The sequence below is a fragment of the Burkholderia sp. 9120 genome, from assembly GCF_000745015.1.
Taxonomy (GTDB): Bacteria; Pseudomonadota; Gammaproteobacteria; order Burkholderiales; family Burkholderiaceae; genus Paraburkholderia.
Genome location: NZ_JQNA01000002.1, coordinates 4,978,240 through 4,994,443, shown reverse-complemented (window position 1 = coordinate 4,994,443; position 16,204 = coordinate 4,978,240). Strand labels below are relative to the sequence as shown.

Sequence of the window (16,204 nt, the reverse complement as noted above, 5' to 3'; positions counted from 1 at the left end):
CTGATTGGAGGTTACTGAATGGCGAGTTCGTCGAAATCCACGCGTCGTATTGCCGACGTCGTGAAGAAGGTCTGTTGCCGCGACTATCCGCTGCTGCTGGCCGCCGCGCTGCTGATGAGTTCCCGCTTCGCGTGGGCGGGCGGCGTCGACAACGAGGCCGATTCCGGCTTCACCGTGTTGAGCAACGCGACCAACGTGACGCACTGGGGCCTGGGCGCCGGCGTGGGCGTCGATGCGTCGCCCTATCGCGGCGATAAGGCGCGCATCACACCGATCCCGCTGTTCTACATCGACAATAAATGGATCAACGCGTACGCCACGCGGCTCGATCTCAAGGTCGGACAATGGAGCGGCGTGACAGTTGCATTGCGCGCGCGCGTGGGGATTCTCGAAGGCTATCGGGCCTCGGATGCGCCGATCCTGAACGGCCTGCCGAATCGCGACAGCCTGACGTTCTGGTACGGCCCGGTGGTGGGCTGGCATACGGCATTCGGCACGCTCACCGGCAGCTATCTGCTGGGCGGCAACAAAGGCCAGCAGGCCAGCCTCGAATTCAAGAAGGCGTTCGAAATGGGACGCTGGAGCATCGAGCCGCATGCCGACGCCACCTGGTTCGCCGGCAAATACGTCGACTACTACTACGGCGTGACGTCGTCGGAGGCGCGCGCCGGGCGGCCTGCGTATGACGGCAGTTCAGCAGTGAACGCGACGATCGGCACACGCGTCGCGTATCAGCTCGCGCCGCGCCAGTCGGTGAGTCTCGATCTGCAGGTGACGCGCCTCGGCAGCGGCATCGCCGATAGCCCGCTGGTCGGCAGGCGCTTCATTCCCGCCGCGCGCGTCGGGTATCTGTATCAGTTCCAGTAACGTAAATAAAGTCCCGGGTATGCTTGGGCCTGCGCGGCTTTGCGTGGTTCGGTCGTACCCCGGAACGGAGAAGAACATGCTGTTTGCTACGCGTCACACCCGAGTCGCCCGGCGCCGCGCGTCTTGTGAGGCTGCGGAAAACGACTGCCGTAAAGATCACGATGCCGGGCGCGGCAGAGTGCGCCGTCAGCGGCCTGCGGGCACGCTATCCGGATCGAGCAATCTCGATGGATGGAAAACGCAGGGTCGTCTTCACTCGCACGAAGGGGGCGCGGCATCGGGTCACGAGCCGGTCGATGTCGCGAGTGTGCTGGACGCGGTTCAGCAGATCGCCGAACTGCGCGCGCAGTTGCGGGAAAAACAGTCGGAAGTCGACGTGCTGGCCGAAGCGCTGGCCTACGCGCGCGGCTTTAGCCCGGACCATTGAGGCGCTGGCGCGTCAGGCCGTCACATGCCTCACGTCGCTACATGCTTCGCGAACCAGTCCACCAGAAAATCGATCAGCACACGCAGCGCCGCAGGCATTTGCCGCCGTGAGTTATAGACGCCGTAAATGTCGAGCGATTGCGCTTCGTGACCCGGCAGCAAACGCACCAGGTGTCCGCTCGCGATCAGCGGCGCCGCCTCGAACACCGGTTGCATTGCAATGCCGGCGCCTTCGCGCGCGGCCGCCAGCAAGGTCATCGAGTCGTTCGCGCTGAGATTGCCGCCCACCGCCACGGCCGACGGCTCGCCGCTCGCCGTGTCCTTGAACTTCCACAGACTCTTGCCGAAGTACGAGTAAGTCAGGCAGTTGTGCACGGCCAGTTCCGTGACGTCGCGCGGCGTGCCGTGCGCGGCGAGATACGACGGCGCCGCGCACACCACCGACGGGCAGACGCCGAGCGGCCGCGCGATCAGGCTGGGGTCGAGTTGCTCCGTGATGCGGATCGCCAGATCGATGCGCTCTTCCACCAGATTCACCGTACGGCCGTCGACCACGAGATCGACGGCGGTGGCGGGATAGCGCTTCAGGAACGCGGTCATCGCCGCGCCGAGCACCTGCTGCGCCAGCACCTGCGCACAGGCCACGCGCAACAGCCCGCGCGGCGTCTCCGCTTCGGGACCGTCGGTCACGGCCATCTGGCCGGCAATCTCGAGCATCTGCCGGCAACGCGCCAGGGCCGCTTCGCCCGCGGAAGTCAGGCTGATACGCCGCGTGCTCCGATGCAGCAACCGCGCGCCCGACCACGCTTCCATCTGCGCCAGATAGCGCGTGACCATGGCGCGCGACATGTCCAGACCGTCGGCGGCGGCCGTCAGGCTGCCCCGTTCGGCGATCGTCACGAAAACTTCGGCGGCGGTGATACGGTCCATGATTCGATCGATTCATGCAACAAATATGCGCATGATAAGCGGCTTTTAGATCGATCGAAGAAATTTACAATGGCGGCATCGTTTCAGAACCCGCTATTGGAGAATCCATGTCGCGCTCTTTCCGCTTTGCCCCACTCCATCAGATCCTGCCCGCCGCACTGCTGAGCGTCGGCCTCGCCGCTCACGCGGCCGGCGCCGCGCCGCTTCATCTCGAGGTCTACAACCCAGGCGACAAGGGCGTGTTTCCGGTGTCGTCGGAGATTGTTACGGGCGCGCACGACGCTGTGCTGATCGACGCGCAGTTCCAGCGCAGCGACGCCGAAGCGCTGGTGCAAAAGCTCAAGGCCAGCGGCAAGACGCTGACCACGGTCTACATCAGCCAGAGCGATCCCGATTACTACTTCGGCCTCGACGTGATTCAGGACGCGTTCCCGCACGCGAAGATCGTCGCGACGCCGCAAACCGTCGCCGCGATCAAGGCGACGATGGACGGCAAGCTCGCGTACTGGGGACCGGTGCTGAAGGACAATGCGCCGAAGCGTCTCGTGTTGCCCGAAGCGCTGCATGGCGATCGCCTGACGCTGGAAGGCCGGACCCTCGAAATCAAAGGCCTCACGGGCCCGGCTCCCGAGCGCACGTATCTGTGGATTCCGTCGCTGAAGACGGTGGCGGGCGGCGTGGTGGTCAATAGCGGCGATCACGTGTGGGTCGCGGATACGCAGAGCGAGGCGTCGCGCGCGGCGTGGTTGAGTACGCTCGACGGTATCGTCGCGCTCAAGCCGGCGACGGTCGTGCCCGGACACTTTACCGGCCCGATGCCGACCGGTATCAAGGCAGTGCGTTTTACCGCGGACTATCTGAAGACCTTCGACAGCGCCGCCGCGAAGGCGAAGAATTCGACCGAACTCGTCGACGCGATGAAGCGGGCGTATCCGGACCTGGGCGGCGTGTCGTCGCTGGAGTTGAGCGCGAAGGTTATCAAGGGCGAAATGCAATGGCCGGCGCCGGCGGCGTCGGATAGCAAACCGGCCGCTGCGGGCTCGGCGCCCGTCGCGGGTCAACGCGCGAACGGCACGCCCGCCGCGCAAGGAGGCGCATGATGGCGACGCTGCACTACATCTACGATCCGCTGTGCGGCTGGTGCTATGGCGCCGCGCCGCTCGTCGAGGCGGCGCGTGCCGTGCCCGGTCTCGCGCTGGCATTTCACGGCGGCGGCATGCTCGCGGGTTCGCAGCGACGTCGCGTGACGCCGCAATGGCGCGACTACGTGATGCCGCACGACCGGCGCATTGCCGACTTGACCGGTCAGCCGTTCGGCGCGGGCTATTTCGACGACCTGCTGCGCGACGAGCGCGCGGTGATGGATTCGGAGCCGCCGATTACGGCGGCGTTGGCGGCGGAAGCGGTCGCTGGACGCGGGCTCGACATGATTCACCGTCAGCAGCGCGCGCACTATCAGGAAGGCAAGCGCATCAGTGACGCCGCCGTGCTGCACGAACTGGCCGTGGAAATCGGCTTGCCGGCGGACGCGTTTCGCGCGGCCTTCGCGCAGCTGAGCGGGGCGTCGACGCAGCAGCATATCGACGCTAGCCGTCGTTTGCTGGACGACGTGGGTGGCCACGGCTTTCCGACCTTCGCGCTGGAAGATGCGCACGGTCGGGTCGGTGTCGTCGATATTCGCGCGTATCTCGGGCGGCCGGTCGAATGGGCGCGCGAGCTTGCGCGTTTGACCGGCGCTTCGATGGGGGCTTCGGCGTCCGCTACGGCTTCATCGGCGCCGGAGAGCGGGCCGAGTTGCGATATCGACGGTTGCGCGTGAGCGGAACGTGATCGCAACGTGATCGCGACGTTAGCGGAATCGACCGGGTTCATAAGCGGACATCAGGCCGCGACACCTGCTCAATCCGCTTGCGAAAGCTGGAACACGTTGCCTTCGGGATCTTCGCCGTCGCACATCAATTGCGGGAAACCGTCGTAGCGTTTCAGCCCGCGCATCGGTACGCCTGCGCGCGTGAGTTTGTCGTGCAACTCGGTCAACCCGGACTCCACCGAGAACACCAGCTTCGCATTCGAATGATTCGGTTTGGCCGACAGCTTGCGATACGGCTCGCCGACCCGATGCAGTGCGATCTCGACCGCGCCCGCTTGCAGCACGACCCATTCGTGTTCGATTTCTTCGCTGACGGGCAGCGCGAAATGGGTTTGATAGAAGGACTTCAGCAGCGCGACGTCGTGGACATAAAGAATCAATCTCGACATGTGCAACGGCATGGATCTCTCCGAAGGGCATGGCGCTTCGAACTTCGATAGCACCGCCGGGTGAATGGGATCAGCTGGCAATTCGTGACCAGAAAGCCACCGGCGAAGTTTAAATGCTCCGCGACGAAGTCACCTTCGCCGCGTCGGCGCACTTGCTGGCCGCAGCCTGAAAACACGCTTACCGACGGCTTTCGAGCGACCACCCCACGCCTTACCGCATAGCCCAGCGCGACGCCACGCAAATAATTAGTCATTCAGCGACGGATTCTCTCCGTTCGCTCCGTTCAAGAGATCTGGGCAGCACGTTTGCGCATGGTTTGCACCTGACTGACGGTTTTGAAAGCGGCGTTGAAAGCCGACCTCAAGATCCGGTCACTGCGAGTCGACCGCTAGCGTGATTGCAAACCCGCTTGCCATCCTGCGCGTCAGACTCCTTGATATGAATGCACAAATACTGGTCGTTGACGACGATGTCGAACTCGTCGAGGTGCTGACCACCCTGCTGGAACGGGCGGGCATGGCGGTTTCCGTCCTGCGCGACGTGAGTTTGCTGGCGCAAAGGATCGAACAGACGTCGCCCGATCTGGTCGTGCTCGATCAGATCCGGTTCGGCACCGAAGGTCTGGACGCATTGAGCAAACTGCGCGCGGCGGGCAACGAGGTGCCGGTGATTCTGACGGCGCGACCCACCGACGTCGACCGCATCATCGGCCTCGAAATGGGCGCGGACGACTGCATCGGCAAACCCTTCAATCCGCGTGAACTGCTGGCGCGTGTGCGGGCAGTGCTGCGGCGCTGCAATACGTGCCTGCCGGCCACCGCGCGGGAAGAAGACCGCGCGATCGTATTCGGTCCGTTCACGCTGGACCTGCGCTTACGCACCCTGGAGATGGACAGCGGCGCGTTCTTTCTGTCCGCGGCGGAGTTCGCGTTGCTGAAGGTGTTCGTCGAGAATCCGATGCGGACGCTGACGCGGGTGCGCCTGCTCGAATTGCTGCACGGCTCGGAAGACGAACGGACGGACCGTGGCGTCGACGTGCAGGTGTGGCGGCTGCGGCGAATTCTCGAGGCCGACCCGTCCGCGCCGAGGTTTATCCAGACCGTGCGCAGTCACGGTTACGTGTTCGTGCCGGATGGCGCGCGCCATTCGCCGGTCCGCAAGACGATGGCTCGCGTCTCGAACCGGCGCGCTGCGCTGGCATCCGCGCAACGGGGCAGTGTGTAGCCCGCGTTAGGCGCTTAGATCGCGTTGCCGGCGGGTGTGTCGGCCAGCAGCGCCCACCGCTCGTGATCGCGCCATTCGCCGTCGATGCGCAGATAGCGCGGCGAATATCCTTCCTTCTGAAAGCCCAACCGGCGCACCAGCGCGATCGACGCCTCGTTGCCCGGTTGAATGTTGGCTTCCAGCCGATGTAAGCCCATCTCGCCGAACGCATAGCTCGCCGCCGCGCGCAGCGCGTCGGTCATCAGGCCTTGGCGCGCGAAACCCGACATGCCGTAGTAGCCGAGATAAGCGCTCTGAAAAACGCCCGCGACGATCTCGTTGACATTGATCATGCCGACAATCTCGTTCGATGCCGTTTCCCGCGCCACCAGTCCGACGTTGGGTCCGGTCAGGGTGCGCGAGAACCAGCCGTCGAAGCCGGCTTGATCAGTAAAGGAGGCGACCCACGGCAAGTGGTAGTCCTGATTCGCGCGGTTGGCGGCGATCAGATCGGCGGCATCGGCGCGAGTTGCGCGGCTGAGTCGAACGGCGTTCATGGGTCTCCAATCGGCGATGAGTGGGCGCGCTTCAGGCCGCTGTGTCGAGCGCGGCGTGCAAAATGCGGCGTGCGCAAAGATAGCGGATAAGGCCGCGAAAACAAAGCGCGCGCACTGAGGACGACCTCGACCGATTTATTATCGCGGGTCCCGGCGAGACGATCGGGCTGGGTCTTGTCGGTTCGGTTCGGCGTTACGGTGACGGAAGCTCAATGGAAAATCTTCTCAAGAAACTCGATCTCACTTCGCTGCGACTGTTCGTCGCCGTTTGCCAGGAACGGAATATCGCGCGAGCGGCCGAGCGCGAGTTCATCGCGCCGTCGGCGGTGAGCCGGCGCATCGCCGAAATCGAGGCAGTGATCGGCTTGCCGGTGATCCAGCGCCAATCGCGCGGCATTACGGTGACGCCGGTCGGCGAGACGGTGCTGCGTTACGCGCTGGCGATCATCGGCAACATCGAACAGATGAGCGCGGAGTTGTCGCGCTTTTCATCGGGCGCGAAGGGCCGGGTGCGGGTGGTGGCGAATCTGTCGTCGATCGTGCAGTTTCTGCCGGAAGATGTGGCCGCTTTCGGGCGCGCGTTTCCGGAGGTGTCGATCGAACTCGAAGAGGAGAACAGCGCCGAGGTGCTGCGTCTGGTGGCCGAGCACGCGGCGGACTTTGGTATCTGCAATCCGGTGGTGGGCAGCGAAGCGTTCGAGCAGGTGCCGTACCGGCAGGACCGGTTAGCGGTGCTGGTGCCGGGCGGTCACCGTCTCGCCGGCATGGCGCGCGTGGCGTTCAACGGTTTGCTCGGCGATAGCTTCGTCGGCTTGCGCAGCGAGAGCGCGCTCACGCAGATGCTCGCGCAACAGGCGGCCGCGGAGGGCAGGCAACTCGATGTGAGGATCCGCGTGAGCAGTCTGGATGCGTTGTGCCGGATGGTGCACGCGGGACTCGGTATCGCGATCGTGCCGGAGCAGGTGGGTTTGCTTTATGTGAATGCGCTCGACGTGCGCTTGCTGTCGTTGAGCGATGCGTGGGCGGTGCGTCGGTTGATCGTGATTTTTAAAGCGCGCGAGCAGTTGAGTGCGAGTGCGGCGGCGTTGGTGGGGTTTTTGGGGAGTGCCGCCTGATTTGCGGCTAAGCCTGCAATCAGGCCGAAATCAGGCCGAAATCAGGCCGAAATCAGGCCGAAATCAGGCCGAAATCAGGCCGAAATCAGGCCGAAATCAGGCCGCAATAAACCCGCAACCTCAAGCCGGCACCGCCACCGGCGCCGACCCATCTCCCGCATCCAGCATCCGCACCGCAAACCCGAAGCATCGCTCGATCAGCGCCGGCTGCATGATCTCCCTCGGCGTGCCTTGCGCGATGATCGTGCCGTCCGCCAGCAACGCGATCGCATCGGCATAGCGCGCGGCCAGATTCGGATCATGCACGATAGCCAGCGCGCCGATCCGCCAACGGCGCGTCAACGCCCTGACGGTCTCCAGCAAGCGATGCTGATGCGCCAGATCCAACGCGGCAGTCGGCTCGTCGAGCAGCAGATAGCGGGTCGGTTGATCCGATGTGCCACGAGCGTCACCGGCGTCGTCGTCCTGCGGCCAGATCTGCGCCAGCACGCGGGCAAACTGCACCCTCGCCAACTCGCCGCCGGACAGTGTGGTGATGTCGCGGCCCGCGAGAGCTTCAGCGCCGGCCAGCGCTAACGCTTCGTCGACGATCCGCCGATCGTTGCGCGACACGGCGCCGCTCGCCGCATGCGGATAGCGGCCGAGCAGCACGATCTCCTCGACCGTGAACGGAAACACCGGGTTGGAGGCTTGCGGCAACACCGCGCGCAAGCGCGCCAGACGCTTCGGCGACATACCGTCGAGCGACTCGCCATTGAGCGTCGTCGTGCCGCTCAACTGCGGCGGCCGCGTCGAACCGCCGCCATGAAACTCGCCCGCGAGCGCTTTCAGCAACGTGCTCTTGCCGGCCCCGTTGCAGCCGAGCAGCGTAGTCAGGCAGCCGGGCTTAACCGTCAGCGAAAGATCGCGCAGAATCGGCCGGTCGCCGCGGGTGATCGAGAGGTGGCTGGTCATGAGCATCGGATGCTCTCCGTCAGGAAGTCTGGATCGCTCACAGACCGAGTTGACTGCGGCTGCGCCACAGCAACGCGAGGAAGAAGGGCGCACCGATCAGTGCGGTCAGAATGCCGAGCGGCACTTCGGCCGGCGCGGCGACGGTGCGTGCCGCGAGATCGGCGAGCACGGTCAGCGTGGCGCCGAGCAGCATCGCGCCGGGCATCACCACGCGTTGATCGGGACCGCAGGCGAGCCGCACGCAATGCGGCGCGACCAACCCGATAAAGCCGATCACGCCGGTACACGACACCAGCGCGCCGACACCCAACGCCGACGCCACCAGCACCGTGCGTTTGACCACTTGAGCCGGCACGCCGAGATGCTGCGCCTCGGTTTCGCCGAGTTGCAGCGCGTTCAGCGCGTGGCTGTTACGCGCGATCACTAGCGCGCCGATCACGACGAACGGTGCGACTGCGCCGAGCACCGGCCACTGTGCGCCGCCGAGACTGCCGAGACTCCAGAAGGTCAGCGACCGCAATTGCGCGTCGTCGGCGAGGTAGGTGAGCAGGCCGATCGCGGCGCCGGCCAGCGCATTGATCGCGATGCCGGCGAGCAGCAGCAGCGGCAGCGCGAGCCGGCCACGCGCGGCGGCGAGCCGGTAGACGAGCGCCGCCACGGTCAGCGCGCCGAGGAACGCGGCGGCCGGCAGCCACACGAGACTCAAGGCGCCGATCATCGGACCGAGCACGATCAGCGTCGAGGCGCCCAACGCCGCGCCGCTCGAAATACCGATCAGCCCAGGATCGGCGAGCGGATTGCGAAACAGCGCCTGCAGCGCGCTGCCCGCCGAGCCGAAGCCCGCGCCGACCAGCAGCGCCAGTACGACGCGGGGCAAACGGATTTGCAGCAGGACCGCGCGCGCCTGTTGAAGCGCCGGATCGTTGGCCAGCTCGGCGGGTGTCGCGAGCAACGCGGACCACACCAGCGCGGGGCTGATGCGATACGCGCCGATGCAGATCGCGGCGAGCGTCGCCAGACCGAGCGCGACGGCTAGCGTCCCGAGCAGCAGACGGGCGGTGCGTCGTCGCCGCTCGGCCAGCGTGGCCGACTTCGGCTGATAGCGATTTGACGGCCCTGGCCCTGGCGCTGATGTTGGCCCTGACGCTGACGCCACGAGGTCCGACTCCATCACGCCTCCTGCAGCTTCTGGTTCAGCGTGGTCACCGCGCCGGGTAGGCGCGGGCCGAAGCCGAGCAGGAACAATGCGTCCAGCGCGACGACGCGCTTGTTCTGTCCCGCGGGCGTCGCCGCGAAACCGGGGCTCGCCAGCATCGCCGCTGCGCCGCCGACCGCGCTCAGGCCTTCGTCGGTGGTCAGGATCAGATCGGGCGCGGCGCTCACCAGCGCTTCGGCCGACAGCGGCCGGTAACCGTTGAAGCCCTGCATCGCGTTACGCGCGCCGGCATAGGCGAGCATCGCGTCGGCGGCGGTGTGCTGGCCGGCGACCATCGCGCTGTTGCCCGTGTGATTCAGCACGAACAGCACGCGCGGCGGTTGCGCGCGGCGCGCGAGCGGCGACGCCGCGACGGCCTCGCGCGCGCGCTGCCATTCGCCGTCGAAGCGCGTCAGTAGCACGTCTCCCTGCGGCTTCGCGTCGAGCGCTTTGGCGATGCCGGTGATCTTGTCGCGCACGCTGTCCACGTTGTGCTGTTCCGCGAACGAGACGACCGACACGCCCGCCTGTTTGACCTGCGTGAGCACGTTGGGCGGCCCGGCTTCCGCCGACGCGAGGATCAGATCGGGCCGCAACGACAGCAAGCCCTCCGCCGACAACGCGCGCTGATAGCCGACCTTCGGCAAGGCACGCGCGGCGGCCGGATAGCTGCAGGTCGTATCCGCGCCGACCAGCACGCTGGCCGCGCTGGTCGCGTTACCCTGAGCGCCGAGCGCGTAAATGATCTCGGCGAGCGCGCCGCCGACCACGATCACGCGCCGCGGCGGCTGCGCGAATGCGCGCGGCGCCAACGCGCCGAGCAACAGCGCGCCGCCGCCGAGCATCAGGCGGCGCCGCTGCCCGTTCAGGCGGGCGGCGTTCACGCTGCCGCTCCGTCTTCGAGAGGCGCGATACCGTCGATCAGTTCACGCCAGCCGGCGAGTTCCGGCTGACCCGGTTTGCGCGCGCCGAACAGCATCGCGACGTTCTCGCCGTTCGCGTCGAACAGTTCGAGCGAGGTGACGATGCCGTCGCTGGTCGGCTTGCGCACGACCCACGCGCTGGCGATCAGATCGCCGCGCAGATGCAGATTGAAGCCCGGATCGAGCACGTTGACCCACGGGCCCATCATGCGGATATTGCTGACCGGTCCGGTGTGAATCTGGATCATGCCGCGATTGCCGACGAACACCATGATCGGCAGCGTGCTCTGCGCGGCGCGTTCGAGCAGGCCTTGCAGCGCGTCGTTGGCGACCGGGTAGGCGTAGCGGCGTTCGGCGAGCCGCAATGCCTGGGTGCGGGCCAGACCGAACTTGCGCAGCATGCCGAAGAACTGGTGCGTGTCCGTCATCGCGTCCCACGCGCCATGAAACGCGGCGACGTCGATATCGCTATCCAGATTCAATGCGGGCGGCGCGGACGCTTCTTCCGTGGCGAGCCCCGGCGCCTGTTCGCGCATTTGCCAGCGGTCGACGAAGGCGTCGAACGCTGCGTGATTGCTGTGCTCGCGCAGAAAAATCTTGTGGACCGCGTGACCTTGCCTGTCGAAGAATTGCAGGCTTTTTTGCACGCCTTGCGCGGTGGTTTCGCGCACCGCGAAACCCGACGCCCATGCGTGATAGAACACCCGCAGATCGATCGCGCTGCCGAGCACGAGGCCGACGGTGCCGTCGTGACTCATGTCTTCGAAGACGCCGTCTTTCTCGTGCACGGCGGCCTCGTTGCGCGTGAGCGCCATCACGGCGCCCAGTTGCGGCATCTGTTCGTACAGCTCGACGAAGTTCGGTTCGAGCCGCACCACGTGTTCGCCGACGAACGCCGCGAGCGCTTCGCCTTCGCTAATGCCGAGCGCGTGCGCGGCTTCGCGGTTGCGCAGTTTCTGCGCGGCTTTCACAGTTTGAAAATCGTGACGAAGCTGAGTCAATGCAGCGACGTCGTGACGGGCGGAATTCAGCATGATAAGTGCCTCGCAATGCCGTATAGCGGGTTGAAAGAGGGGAGAGCGGCGTGCGCGTGCTGCATCAGAAGTCGACCTTCATGCTGACCGACACGTTGCGACCAGGGGCGGTGTAAGCGTCCTTGACCGGCGACGTCTCCGCAATGCCGCGCACGTCCGACCAGTTCCAGTACTTGCGGTCGAACAGGTTGTACACGCCGAGATACGCGACGACGTGCTTGTTGAAGCGATAGCCGCCGCGCAGGTCGACGACGAAACTCGAGCCCGGCGCGAAGCAGGTTTGCGACGCGCAGTTTTTCGGCGTGATGTCGCTGGTTTTCTTCGCGGCCTGGAACAGCAGATCCGTTTGCACGAACCAGCGTTCGCCCGGTTCATAACGAAGGCCGAACACGGCCGAGAAAGGGTTGATGGTGTCGAGCGGCTGATTCGCGCCGGTGCCGCCTTCCACGCTGCCTTTGGTGAAGGCCATCGCGGTCTTGACCGTGAAGCCGTACGGCAGCGCCCATTCCGCGCGTCCTTCGAGGCCGTGAATCGAGGCCCGCGAATAGTTGACGTACTGGAACACCAGCGGATCGTTCGGGCGGCCGCTGCCGCTCACGGTCTGTTGCGCGATGAAGTCGCGATAGCGGCCGGCGAAGATCGCCGCGCTATAGCGCAGTGGGCCGAGGCCGGTGCCGAGCTTGCCGCGCAAACCGGCTTCGATGGTGTCGCTGGTTTCAGGCTTCAGATTCGGATTGCCGATCGACGTATAGCCATACAGCGGATTCGCGAAGCTGTTGTTCACCTGATCCGGCGACGGCGCGCGGAAGCCGTGCGCGTATTGCGCGTACGGAATCAACGCGGGCGACACTTCGTACAGCACCGCGAGGCGCGGCGACAACGCGTTGTCGCTCGACGAAACCGGCTTGCCCAGATACTGCGGGTCGCCGGTTTTCGCGTTCAGCGCGTAGGTGTCGAAACGCAAACCCGGCGTGACGGTCAGGCCGCCATAGCTGATCTGATCCTGAATGAACGCGCCGAGCAGGCGGTAATCCGTATCCGGGAACGGCTTGTTCGGGAACGCGGCTTCGCCCACGCCCGGCACGGTGCCGTCGCGCAGCGCCGTCACGCGATCGAGACTGCCGTCGCCGCCATACAGCAGCTTGTGCGAGAAGATGCCCGTGCGGAAGTTGCTCTCCGCGAACGCCGAGCCGCCGAATACGCGCTCGCCGTAGTGGCTCAAACGCGTGCGCGAAGCGGACGAGCCACGCTTCTCATACGAGTTCTGATCCTGCCATGCGTCCTGGTAGTACACCTGAACGTGCGCGGTCTGGAAAAACGGCGCGGCCTCGTTATTGAAGTCGTAATCGAGGCTGTAGCGATTGCGTTCGAGCTTGTCGTTGCCGGTCAGCGCGAGCGTGGTGGGCGGGTTGATCGCCGAGAGCACGTTCGTGTCGATCCGTTCGCGGACGGTTTCGGCGGTGAATTTGAAGGTGTCGTGCGCGGTCGGTTTGACGACCAGCTTGCCGAGCAGCGTTTCGGAATACGTGTCCTGCGGATTCGCCGTGGTGCGCAGCGTCGTCGCCGAATTGTTCGAGCCTTTGTTGTCCACTTCGTGGCCGCGCCGGCCGTCGGCGATCAGCATGCCCTGAATCATGTCGTTGCCGCCGGCCGCCTGCACGGTTGCGCCGAAACTGCGATCGGCCGATTCATAGCTCGGACGCACCGAAAAATAAGTCGGCTTGTTGTAGATGTCGAGCAGATCCTGCGGGTCTTTGGTCAGGAAGTTCACCGCGCCGGTCAAGCCGTCGCTGCCATACAGCGCCGAGGCCGGACCGCGCAGAATTTCAATGCGCTTGAGCGTGCCGAGATCCGCATAGTCGCCGCGACCCGATTCGAGCGGGCCGAACGTGAACGAATAGGGCAGGCGGATGCCGTCTTCCATCATCAGAATGCGGTTGCCTTCGAGGCCGCGAATGTTGATGCTCGAATCGTTGTCGCGACCGCCGCCCAGGGCTGCCGAGCCAGGCCGGTAAGGCGTGCGACGCACCGTGACGCCGGGCTCGTAGCGCAGCGCGTCCTTGATGTTTTCGGCTTGCTGTTCTTCGAGGTCCTGGTCGGTGATCACCGAGACGGACGCGGCCGTGCGACTCTGCGCGGACGCGGTGCGGGTGGCGGTAACGGTCACCGGATCGAGCAGTCTGCCCGACGCGAGTTGTACCGCCGATGCGGCTTGCGGCGCCTGCGCGACCTGCTGCGCGGTGGCTTTCTGAGCCGGCGTGTTATCTGCTGCGTGAGCCGACTGCGCGGCCCAAAGACCGACGACGCCAAATACGCCGGACAGCATGGTGCACAGCGGACGTCGCGCTGTATTGAGGTGATGCACGTGTGGTTCTCCCGATCAAACGAGCCCGTACGCTGGCTGGGTGACGAGAAGCACCTGGCTGGCAGTTCGCATTAAATGCGGACCGTGTAGGTGAATTGGATGAATAAAGATGACTAAAGCCTTACAAATTTATGGTAAATGAGAATTATTGTCAACTGGCTATGCGGAATAATTTGCTGCTTCGTGTGCTGCGCGACGTGGGACGAGGATGCGCAAACCTCATGAAACGAGAGGTCAGCGTTGCCGCAACGGCACTTCGGCAGCGCTTGCGCGCGCCGTATAGTGAGCAGAAGGAGAGTGCTCATGAGCGATACGATTCGTCTGGACGGCCGCGTGCTGTTCCTGTCTCAAGACCCCGCGGTGATCGATGCGCAACTGGCCGGCGGCAACTTCACGCGCACGACTGCCGGTCCGCTGCGCGATAACGTCTCTACCGACGAGATCACGCCCGTCACCGTGATGCTCACTTACGACGAACGTCTCGGTCAGTATCCGTACGTCGGCTTCAAGGCCGGTGAGCGTCTGCCGATCGGGCGCAATGCGGTGAAAGACGGCGGCTTCCAGATCACGGTTGCGGGCAAGCGCTACGGCAAGGGTTCGTCGCGCGAATCGAGCCCGCTCGCGGAGTTGTCGGCGGGTATCCGTTTGATCGTCGCGGAGAGTTTCGAGCGTATTTACCAGCAGAATTGCGACAACATCGGCATTCTCACCACCACCGATTTCTCCGTGCTCGAGCGGCTGATGGCCGGCGAGGCCGTGCCGATCGACGCGTTTCTCGAAGGCCGCGATGCGCTCACGCAGCAGATCATTCGCAGCGGCGGCCTGCTGGCGTATAGCAAGTTCGCGGATTGGCCCGCGCCGCGTGTGGCGGGGAGTGCCAATGCAAACGCCAATGCAAACGCCAATGCAAACGCTACGGCGAGCGCCGAGCCGATGACGCTGGTCGAGAAGATCATCGCGCGGCATCTGCATCCCGGCATGACGAACGCGCGGCGTGGCGACGGTGTGTTCATCGCCGCCGACTGGCGCTTCAGTCACGACTACTTCACCGGCATGTGCGCGCATCTGATGCATCGCGCGTTCGGCAAGCCCGCGCCGTTGCATGAGTCGGATCACATCATCGCGTTTCAGGATCATCTGGTGCTCGCGGCGCAGAGCATTCCGCACGTGCGCGATGGTTTACTGCCGGGCGTCGCCAATCTGATGGAAGGGCATACGTCGTTCTCGCGCGACTACCCGGTGCGCTCGCACGGCGCGCTCGATACGCTGCCCGGCTCCGAAGGGATCTGTCATGCGCTGATGGCGGAGCAATACGCACTGCCGGGGCAAGTGGCCTGCGGCACCGATTCGCACACGCCGCATTCCGGCGCGCTCGGCTGCCTCGCATTCGGTGCGGGCGCAACGGAAATCGCCAATAGCTGGGTGACGGGCTATGTGCGCTGCAAGGTGCCGGAGACCTTGCGCATCGAGATCGACGGTGGTCTGCGCGAAGGCGTGACCGCCAAAGACGTGGTGCTCTATCTGCTGCAGATGGACGCGATCCGCTCGGGCGGCGCGATCGGACTCGTGTTCGAATATGGCGGCGAGGCGGTGCGCGCGATGTCGATCGATGAGCGCGCAACCTTGACGAACATGGTCGCGGAATTGGGCGGCTTCACCGGCATCGTCGAACCGGACGTGCGCACCGCGGCGTTTCTGAAAGAACGCCGCGGCGTCGATTTCAGCGTGGAAAGCTGGATGAAAAGCGATCCGGGCGCGACCTATCGCGACACGATCCGGATCGAAGCGAGCCGGATTGAACCGATGCTCGCGCGTCCAGGCGACCCGGGCAACGGCATGCCGGCGCCGCAACTGGAGCAGGAAATCGCGATCGACATCGCCTATGGCGGTTCGTGCACCGCGGGCAAGCGTGAAGACTTCGACTACTACCACGAGGTGCTGCGCTGGGGTGTCGAGCGAGGCATTCGTGTACCGGATCGCACACGTTTGTTTCTGCAATTCGGCACCATGGCCGTGCGGAGGTATTGCGAGGAACAAGGCTATTTGCCGGTGTTCGAGCGCGCGGGCGTGACGCTCGTGATGCCGGGTTGCGGGTCGTGCGCAAATTGCGGACCGGGGCAATCCGCCGACGCGAATGACGTGACGATCAGCGCGATTAACCGCAATTTTCCCGGGCGTTCGGGACCGGGCGACGTGTGGCTCGCGAGTCCGTACACGGTGGCGGCGAGTGCGCTGGCCGGAAAAATCACTACCTTCGAACAATTGAAGCGCGCGCGCGGCTAGAATGCTCGCCGGACCTTGCGGCCCGGCATCGTGGTGCGTGCGCGTCATGCGCGAATCAGAGGAAGGCCGGCACAAGACTGGTTTCGGTGCGC

The 16,204-nt window shown here is 64.9% G+C and carries 14 protein-coding genes and 1 pseudogene; 7 read left to right on the top strand and 8 right to left on the bottom strand.

All coding sequences use genetic code 11. The features are described from left to right. The first annotated feature begins 18 nt into the window (after positions 1-18). Positions 19-867, top strand: coding sequence for a MipA/OmpV family protein (locus tag FA94_RS30360; RefSeq protein WP_081936249.1), 849 nt, complete (start codon positions 19-21; stop codon positions 865-867). Positions 868-943: 76 nt separating this feature from the next. After that, on the top strand, positions 944-1,294 hold the full coding sequence (locus tag FA94_RS30355; protein WP_156126740.1) for a hypothetical protein: 351 nt from the start codon (positions 944-946) through the stop codon (positions 1,292-1,294). 29 nt (positions 1,295-1,323) lie between these two features. Here the strand turns inward: FA94_RS30355 and FA94_RS30350 are convergent, their stop codons facing one another. Then, positions 1,324-2,223, bottom strand: a complete 900-nt coding sequence (locus tag FA94_RS30350) for a LysR family transcriptional regulator (RefSeq protein ID WP_035558394.1) — start codon at positions 2,221-2,223, stop codon at positions 1,324-1,326. A 107-nt stretch (positions 2,224-2,330) separates the two neighbouring features. On the opposite strand from FA94_RS30350, the gene FA94_RS30345 reads away from it, so the two are divergent. Further along, positions 2,331-3,323, top strand: coding sequence for an MBL fold metallo-hydrolase (locus tag FA94_RS30345; RefSeq protein ID WP_081936248.1), 993 nt, complete (start codon positions 2,331-2,333; stop codon positions 3,321-3,323). Further along, on the top strand, positions 3,323-4,042 hold the full coding sequence (locus tag FA94_RS30340; protein WP_035558391.1) for a DsbA family protein: 720 nt from the start codon (positions 3,323-3,325) through the stop codon (positions 4,040-4,042). The genes FA94_RS30345 and FA94_RS30340 overlap by 1 nt, the downstream gene beginning before the upstream one ends. An 80-nt stretch (positions 4,043-4,122) precedes the next feature. Here the strand turns inward: FA94_RS30340 and FA94_RS30335 are convergent, their stop codons facing one another. Further along, the gene (locus FA94_RS30335) at positions 4,123-4,494 is read right to left on the bottom strand and encodes a VOC family protein (RefSeq protein ID WP_035558388.1); all 372 of its coding nucleotides are present in this window, start codon (positions 4,492-4,494) and stop codon (positions 4,123-4,125) included. A gap of 427 nt (positions 4,495-4,921) precedes the next feature. Between FA94_RS30335 and FA94_RS30330 the strand changes: the two are divergent. Beyond that, positions 4,922-5,641: pseudogene (locus FA94_RS30330) on the top strand (response regulator); the annotation flags it as partial. An 80-nt stretch (positions 5,642-5,721) separates the two neighbouring features. On the opposite strand, the gene FA94_RS30325 reads toward FA94_RS30330, so the two are convergent. Then, positions 5,722-6,243 (bottom strand): GNAT family N-acetyltransferase, encoded by a 522-nt coding sequence (locus FA94_RS30325; RefSeq protein WP_035558385.1) that lies wholly within the window; start codon positions 6,241-6,243, stop codon positions 5,722-5,724. A 212-nt stretch (positions 6,244-6,455) separates the two neighbouring features. Here FA94_RS30325 and FA94_RS30320 point away from each other — a divergent pair, with 212 nt between their 5' ends. After that, on the top strand, positions 6,456-7,358 hold the full coding sequence (locus FA94_RS30320) for a LysR family transcriptional regulator (RefSeq protein WP_035558382.1): 903 nt from the start codon (positions 6,456-6,458) through the stop codon (positions 7,356-7,358). Positions 7,359-7,478: 120 nt separating this feature from the next. On the opposite strand, the gene FA94_RS30315 is transcribed toward FA94_RS30320, so the two are convergent. The 5 genes from FA94_RS30315 to FA94_RS30295 all read right to left on the bottom strand — a co-directional run bounded on the left by FA94_RS30315 (position 7,479) and on the right by FA94_RS30295 (position 13,790). Next, positions 7,479-8,318 (bottom strand): heme ABC transporter ATP-binding protein, encoded by an 840-nt coding sequence (locus tag FA94_RS30315; protein WP_035558379.1) that lies wholly within the window; start codon positions 8,316-8,318, stop codon positions 7,479-7,481. Between the two features lie 31 nt (positions 8,319-8,349). After that, positions 8,350-9,483: a FecCD family ABC transporter permease gene (locus FA94_RS30310; protein ID WP_051980917.1), complete on the bottom strand. Its 1,134-nt coding sequence runs from the start codon at positions 9,481-9,483 to the stop codon at positions 8,350-8,352. Next, positions 9,483-10,352, bottom strand: coding sequence for a heme/hemin ABC transporter substrate-binding protein (locus FA94_RS30305; protein WP_051981376.1), 870 nt, complete (start codon positions 10,350-10,352; stop codon positions 9,483-9,485). The genes FA94_RS30310 and FA94_RS30305 overlap by 1 nt, the downstream gene beginning before the upstream one ends. Positions 10,353-10,387: 35 nt before the next feature. Then, entirely contained in the window at positions 10,388-11,464 is a 1,077-nt protein-coding gene (locus tag FA94_RS30300; protein ID WP_051980913.1) for a hemin-degrading factor, read from the bottom strand. Positions 11,465-11,528: 64 nt separating this feature from the next. Further along, a complete protein-coding gene (locus FA94_RS30295; protein WP_051980911.1) occupies positions 11,529-13,790 on the bottom strand; it encodes a TonB-dependent hemoglobin/transferrin/lactoferrin family receptor in 2,262 nt (753 codons plus the stop codon). A 342-nt stretch (positions 13,791-14,132) separates the two neighbouring features. On the opposite strand from FA94_RS30295, the gene FA94_RS30285 reads away from it, so the two are divergent. After that, complete coding sequence (locus FA94_RS30285) at positions 14,133-16,112, top strand: aconitase family protein (RefSeq protein WP_035558366.1); 1,980 nt, start codon at positions 14,133-14,135, stop codon at positions 16,110-16,112. Positions 16,113-16,204: the final 92 nt, after the last annotated feature.

Coding starts and splice junctions, on each gene's coding strand:
- FA94_RS30360 (WP_081936249.1), top strand. CDS start 19: ATGGCGAGTTCGTCGAAATCCACGCGTCGTATTGCCGACGTCGTGAAG.
- FA94_RS30355 (WP_156126740.1), top strand. CDS start 944: ATGCTGTTTGCTACGCGTCACACCCGAGTCGCCCGGCGCCGCGCGTCT.
- FA94_RS30350 (WP_035558394.1), bottom strand. CDS start 2,223: ATGGACCGTATCACCGCCGCCGAAGTTTTCGTGACGATCGCCGAACGG.
- FA94_RS30345 (WP_081936248.1), top strand. CDS start 2,331: ATGTCGCGCTCTTTCCGCTTTGCCCCACTCCATCAGATCCTGCCCGCC.
- FA94_RS30340 (WP_035558391.1), top strand. CDS start 3,323: ATGGCGACGCTGCACTACATCTACGATCCGCTGTGCGGCTGGTGCTAT.
- FA94_RS30335 (WP_035558388.1), bottom strand. CDS start 4,494: ATGCCGTTGCACATGTCGAGATTGATTCTTTATGTCCACGACGTCGCG.
- FA94_RS30325 (WP_035558385.1), bottom strand. CDS start 6,243: ATGAACGCCGTTCGACTCAGCCGCGCAACTCGCGCCGATGCCGCCGAT.
- FA94_RS30320 (WP_035558382.1), top strand. CDS start 6,456: ATGGAAAATCTTCTCAAGAAACTCGATCTCACTTCGCTGCGACTGTTC.
- FA94_RS30315 (WP_035558379.1), bottom strand. CDS start 8,318: ATGCTCATGACCAGCCACCTCTCGATCACCCGCGGCGACCGGCCGATT.
- FA94_RS30310 (WP_051980917.1), bottom strand. CDS start 9,483: ATGGAGTCGGACCTCGTGGCGTCAGCGTCAGGGCCAACATCAGCGCCA.
- FA94_RS30305 (WP_051981376.1), bottom strand. CDS start 10,352: ATGCTCGGCGGCGGCGCGCTGTTGCTCGGCGCGTTGGCGCCGCGCGCA.
- FA94_RS30300 (WP_051980913.1), bottom strand. CDS start 11,464: ATGCTGAATTCCGCCCGTCACGACGTCGCTGCATTGACTCAGCTTCGT.
- FA94_RS30295 (WP_051980911.1), bottom strand. CDS start 13,790: ATGCTGTCCGGCGTATTTGGCGTCGTCGGTCTTTGGGCCGCGCAGTCG.
- FA94_RS30285 (WP_035558366.1), top strand. CDS start 14,133: ATGAGCGATACGATTCGTCTGGACGGCCGCGTGCTGTTCCTGTCTCAA.